At 55.3% G+C, this 6,000-nt stretch carries 2 protein-coding genes, 2 pseudogenes and 1 other annotated feature; of the genes and pseudogenes, 2 read left to right on the top strand and 2 right to left on the bottom strand.

The window, feature by feature from the left end:
- Positions 1-380 precede the first annotated feature (380 nt).
- A protein-coding gene (locus tag BLU28_RS16055; protein ID WP_092651348.1) for an IS3 family transposase occupies positions 381-1,480 on the bottom strand; the annotation gives its coding sequence in 2 pieces (ribosomal slippage) (positions 381-1,228 and positions 1,228-1,480; 1,101 coding nt in all).
- A 241-nt stretch (positions 1,481-1,721) separates the two neighbouring features.
- Here BLU28_RS16055 and BLU28_RS16060 point away from each other — a divergent pair.
- Positions 1,722-2,864, top strand: a complete 1,143-nt coding sequence (locus BLU28_RS16060) for a glycosyltransferase family 61 protein (protein WP_175477703.1) — start codon at positions 1,722-1,724, stop codon at positions 2,862-2,864.
- A gap of 919 nt (positions 2,865-3,783) precedes the next feature.
- Here BLU28_RS16060 and BLU28_RS16065 read toward each other — a convergent pair.
- Positions 3,784-4,983: pseudogene (locus BLU28_RS16065) on the bottom strand (IS3 family transposase).
- Between the two features lie 97 nt (positions 4,984-5,080).
- Here BLU28_RS16065 and BLU28_RS16070 point away from each other — a divergent pair.
- Positions 5,081-5,766, top strand: a pseudogene (locus BLU28_RS16070) (IS3 family transposase); the annotation flags it as partial.
- Positions 5,365-5,481, top strand: a sequence feature (AL1L pseudoknot). (Overlaps the previous pseudogene by 117 nt.)
- Positions 5,767-6,000: the final 234 nt, after the last annotated feature.

A 6,000-nucleotide genomic window follows, 5' to 3' on the forward strand; every position in this document is an offset into this window, starting at 1 on the left:
GTGTCCCAAATAGCGCGGGCATCTCACCCGCGCTCTTTTTAGGATTGGAAACTACGTTGTTGGTAAGCATGCGGCGTTGGGGCGATTTTTCGGGTAAACTCATTCAATCGGTTGTAAGCCCAAGTAAGTTGCCGATTGAATTCGGGGTGCGCTGCGTCTGGGATATCTGAATCTGCCAAGTTTACTGCACTGAAAAAACGCGTCCGGATGCCGCCACTACATCGACCTTGCCCCCAAGTTTTATCCATTTTTGAGTTCGCTCCAGCGGTTTTTTTGAAGTGCTCCCCGATTTTGGGCCAACGGGAGCTGGAATTTTCCGGGGTTATGAGGTGCTCCCCGAATTTGGGCCAGCGGGAGCTGGAATTTTCCGGGGTTATGGCTCATGTCGGCGGTGGTGCCGATGAGCCGTTCATGAGCGAAATCGGCACTTTGTTGCCGATCGCGCTGTGTGGCCGGAACTCATTATAGTCTCTACGCCAATCCTCCATCTTTGCCCGCGCGTCGTCAAGGCTCATGAACCAGTGAGCGTTCAGGCACTCGGCGCGGAACTTGCCATTAAAACTCTCGATGTAGCTGTTGTCGGTCGGTTTGCCTGGCCGCGAGAAGTCAAGCACGACACCTTTGTGATAGGCCCAGAGGTCAAGGTCTCGGGAGATGAATTCGCTGCCATTATCCACACGTATGGTCGCCGGATATCCGATCTGTCGGCAGACCCGCTCCAATGTCTGAACGACATCCTCGCCTTTGTAGCTAAAGCGAGCATCCACCACTGGCGAGAAGCGAGAGAAGGTATCAACAACCGTCAGAACCCTGATCTTGCGACCAGTGGCCAGTTGGTCATGAACGAAATCCATCGCCCAGACATGGTTGGAATGGCTAGGCTCCGTGCGGTCAGCCCGCAGCTTCGCCTTGACCCGGCGCTTGGGAACCTTGTTGCGGAGCTGGAGGTCCATCTCCTTGTAAAGACGATAGATTCGCTTCGGGTTCACAGACCAGCCTTCACGCTTGATAAGGATATGCACACGCCTGTAGCCGTAGCGTATCCGCGTCTGGCAGATGTCCTTGATCTTCAGCTTTAACTCGGCCTGCTCGCCACGCCTGGACTTGTAGACATAGAGCGACCGGTCGACTTTCAACACCGAGCATGCACGCCGGATCGAAACCTTCCAGTCCGCCTTGATCGTGTCGACAAGCTTGCGCTTGCGGGCAGGCCTCAAAGCTTTTTTGAAAGCACATCCTGCAGCACGGCCTTGTCCAGCGACAGGTCGGCAACAATCCGCTTCAGCTTGGCATTCTCCTCCTCAAGCTGTCGTAGCCGCTTCATCTCCGAGGGCATCAAGCCCGCGTATTTTTTGCGCCAATTGTAAAACGTCGCGTCCGAAATTCCCGCCTTGCGGCAGACCTCGCCGATGGGCGTTCCATCCTCTGCCTGCTTCAAAACAAACGCGATCTGCGCTTCCGAAAACTTCGAGGCCTTCATCGAATTCTCCTCTTCTTCCCACAAGGAATCATAAGTGGAAAATTCCAGTTCTAAATGGCCTAATTCATTGGGGGCACGTCAATGCGCCTGCGCGGCTACAGCTGTCACAATGCTTCTCCGGACTTTTGATTGGGAGATCGTTATTCCAAGAAGATGGACGATTTGTAAGTTGAGGAGCCGGATTTATAGATCTAAAGCCTGTGACGTTGCGAGGCCAATGACGCCCTCAAAGGAGCCAAAAATGGCAGGTCCAGTTTTCAGTGTAGTAGACGTCCCGAAGATTCAGAACGTCGACAGTCCGTCATGGGAAAGCAGCGTCCTCTCCAGGCTGGAGGTGTGCCCCGCAGCGCTTGCCAAGCCGGCGAAAGAGCTTTTGTATATTGATGAACCAGGAGTGAAGACCCACCACTCGCCAAACGATAGCCTTATCGTTGCCAGGCACGAGCCGATCGCTGCATCGTTTCTGTCGCCAGCACTTCACTGCTACTTCGCCGTTGGCGTCACTGTGTCTGGAAACGGCCTTATGTGGTTGAATAATGAGCTTCAAATGATCGACGAGATCTTACCTTCCTACTGGAGCGACCCGCGCAGCGGCATTTCTCCGCAATCGACACCATACAGAGACATTCACCTCCCAGTCAGAACGATCAGTGGCCCTTGTGTGAGCGGTCCTGGATGGGCTGGCTGGAACTATGGCTACGTTATCCTTGACGTTCTGCCCAGAATCATCGCCGCATTCGAGGTCGTGAAGGGAATGCCCCGCCCAAAGTTGCTTCTTCAGAGCGATACACCCGACTGGGCGATGTCCATGTTGAAGGCAGTCGGAGTCACGCGAAACGACATTGAGTGGTTCGACCCAACGTCCGAACGCGTTAAACTGGAACAGGGCATATTCCCGGCAAACCTTGGGACAACCCACCCTTATCTCGAAAAGCTATTTTCCTCCATCGATCCGCATTTCACGCCCCCAACGCGGTATGGAATGTACTATCTCAGCACGGCGACATTCCCGCGTCGCCGAGGCTGCATAAACGAAGGCGCCTTGGAATCCATTGCGATGAATGAGTTTGGAGCCGAGGTGATTTGTCTGGAGGAACTGCCATGGCTTGAGCAAGTCCGGCTATTCAGGAGCGCAAAAGCTGTAGTTGGCCTCTCAGGCTATGCTCTCCACACCGCACTTGTCTCAGATGGTGGCCTAACCGTTGGGCAAATCGGCGCCTCCAATCATCTTCAATCTGCCATCGCGGCACTTCGTGGGCAACGTATGGCGTATCAGGTTGGGTTCCCCACGTCGGAATCATATAAAGTTCCGGAGAAGCAATTTAGGGAACTGATGAGTACGATATACCGCCATAGCGCAAGCACATTGGCCAAGGTGGCCTAAGGATCACTCTTCTTTTCTTCGCGACACCGAGCGTGCTGTACTTCGCTTAGTGTTGCCGTGGTCGTCGAAAGAATTACACAGGGAGTAAAAGCGCGTCCGTTTGGCGGTTCGTCGTTGGACTGCGGTTGTTGCTAACAACGTAGACTTGACGGAGTGGTGCCCCTCCCGACGGCATCGCAACGTGCAAAAGTAACGTTTGCAACAATGTCACTTAAAAGAGAGAGCATCCGTGAAGGAATCTGCATTGTGGGCCTAGATTTTCGAAGCGGGTATTCCTGAGCGATGGCGATTGGCATTTCGTACGAAGCGATCTCGCGCGTTCATGTATTGGTATTTTCAAGGAACTGCGGTGGTGTATCGTTGCGGTGGCAGCGTGCGAGACCGCGCATTACTGGTCAAGCGAGATCGTCAAGCTTGACCCTAACGTTCGGTTGTTCCCGCCCGCTTATGTCAAACCTTGTGCAAACGGCAAAAGAATGGGGTGACAGATGCTGAAGTCGTCTTGGAGGCCGCCAGTCGCCCTATATAAGCTTGTTGTGACGAAACGGAGAAGCCGCAAGCCTATTCCATGAACTTCCGGACGCGCGATCTATTCGTGGGCGAATGCACGCAGATGACTAACGCCGTGCGGGCTAACTTCGCGGAACATAACTTCGTTGCACCGCAGGGGACTACAAGTTTGGCCGGGAAGCAGGAGTTACCGGACTATGCGGTGGAAATGAAACGGCTCACCAGGTAGCTGATCGGCTGGTCGTCCCAAGGCAAAGATTAATTAGCGACAAGGATCAGCTTCTCTGTCATGAAGCCCCATCATAATGCAATGCAGCAAAGCAAACAGGCATCCGAAAGCGTCGTCCGAGCCATGAGCCTAATCCGCTGGATCGTGGGTGGAGTGTACCCATTTCGCCGGACAAGTCGGCTAGATTGATTTAGCCCTGATGAACTGCCGAGAGGAAGCCATCTTGAGCGCGGAATGGGGATGGATTTCGTTGTAGTCCTCGATCCATCCGTCGATGAGCCGGAGCGCTGTTTGGGCGTCCGGTAGAGCTGATATCCGAATATAGTCCCGCTTCAACGTTTTGACGAAGGCTTCCGACATGCCGTTCGACTGCGGGCTGGCGACCGGCGTGAAGCAGGGCGTTAGATTGAGTGCTTGCGCAAACAGCCTCGTGTCCCTCGCGGTGTAAGCAGAGCCGTTGTCCGAGAGATGTTCGATTGCGTGCCGGGCTCGTGTTGCTGCGAAGCGCTTCTCGACTGCCTCCAGCATCATGTCGCGGACGTCCGAGCCGGATATTGCGGCATTGGCGAGCGCTGTCCAAGCGATAATCTTCCGGTCGAAGGCGTCGATGATGAAGGCGAGACGAATGACCTCGCCATTCCAGCAGGTGAACTCCAGGCCGTCCGAGCACCAGCGCAGGTTGAAGCGCATGACCATGACCTTGCCATCGTGGAGGCGGCCCTTGCGAACGGCTGTGTGCTTCTCCAGCAGCATGGCGTGGTTACCCATGCGATGGACCCGTTTGGCGTTGACGACAGGCTCGCCTTTCGCGATTGAGGAGCGCGGCGATCCACCGATAGCCATAGGTTGGCCTTTGATCCACCAGCCTGCGAATGATGGGCAAAAGCTCTGCATCCTCGGCCTTATTGTATGGCCCACGCGGCTTTGACCTGCCTTTCAACGGCTCGATGAGGTTGGAACGGGAGACGCCCAGCGTATCTGCGACGGCCTTCATCGCGAACCGTCCTTCGGCAACAAGATCGGCCGCGATATCCGTTTTTTTGAGTCCGCTTTGGAAAGGGTTTCGCGGAGGATTTCGACCTCCATCGTCTTGCGACCGAGCATGCGCTCCAACTCCCGGACGCGATCCTCCAGTTTCTTCACTCCCGAATTTCCGACAACCGGCTCATCAGAACCCACGGCTGCAGCACCTCCTTCGCTCAAGAGCCTGCGCCATTGATAAAGCAAATTGGGCACGACGCCATGACGGCGAGGGGTCAAAGGTACCGTTTCGCCTGGTTCGAAACTCTGCTCAATGATTGTCAGCTTTTGCTCGGTTGTCCACCGCCTGCAGCGAACATCACCCGTCAGCAATTCAACGTGGGGATAGTCGTTAGACATAAGCCTATACCCAAGCCTGTGCTTGAGCCTTTTCTGCTTATGCCGACTGAACCGCGCCGGCTTTGCCGGAGACCCCAACTCGTGAGAAGTAGGGTCTATGACAAGCAAGACGACGAACAAGTTCTCTCCTGAAGTCCGCGCCCGCGTCGTTCGGATGGTGACGGAACATGAAGCCGAACACTCATCGCGCTGGGCGGCGGTATCATCGATAGCGGCCAAGATCGGCTGCTCGGCGCATACCCTTCATGAATGGGTGAAGAAGGCCGAGGTCGACAGCGGCAAGCGTGCGGGTTTGCCGAGTGACATGGCGGAGAAGATGAAGGCCCTGGAGCGGGAGAACCGCGAGCTTCGTCAGGCGAATGAGATTTTACGCAAGGCCTCGGCGTATTTTGCCCAGGCGGAGCTCGACCGCCCACTGAAGCGATGATTTCCTTCATCGACGAACACCGCTCGGTGCTCGGGGTCGAGCCGATCTGCAGACTGCTGCCGATTGCCCCGTCCACCTACTATGAGGTCATCGCAAATCGCACAGACGTGGACCGTCTGTCGGCCCGCGAACGCAATGATATTGCCATGAAAGTCGAGATACGCCGGGTGTTCAACGAGAACTTCCAAGTCTATGGCGTGCGCAAGGTCTGGCGGCAATTGCAGCGAGAAGGTTACGACATCGCCCGCTGCACCGTCGCTCGGCTTATGAGAACAATGGGGATTCAAGGCGTCATTCGCGGCAAGCCGATCAAAACCACCGTGTCGGACAAGTCCGCTCCATGTCCACTAGACCGTAAGCGGTGTGCCGCTCACACGTTGACGTATGTAGTCGGATCAGATGCCACCACGTGAAGCGACATGACAATCGTGCGCCAACAGCGACCATTGCGCTGGCCTATGACCCAAGCTACGAGGAGAGCGGCCGTCCCCTTGCATACCTTCCATGAGATACTTCGTCATATCGCTATTGCTCATTGTCCTTTATGCGCTATCGCCCCTGTTGACTGCATTCTTTGTCGAAGGTGTAGC

This window comes from Agrobacterium pusense, assembly GCF_900102105.1.
GTDB classification, from domain to species: Bacteria; Pseudomonadota; Alphaproteobacteria; order Rhizobiales; family Rhizobiaceae; genus Agrobacterium; species Agrobacterium pusense.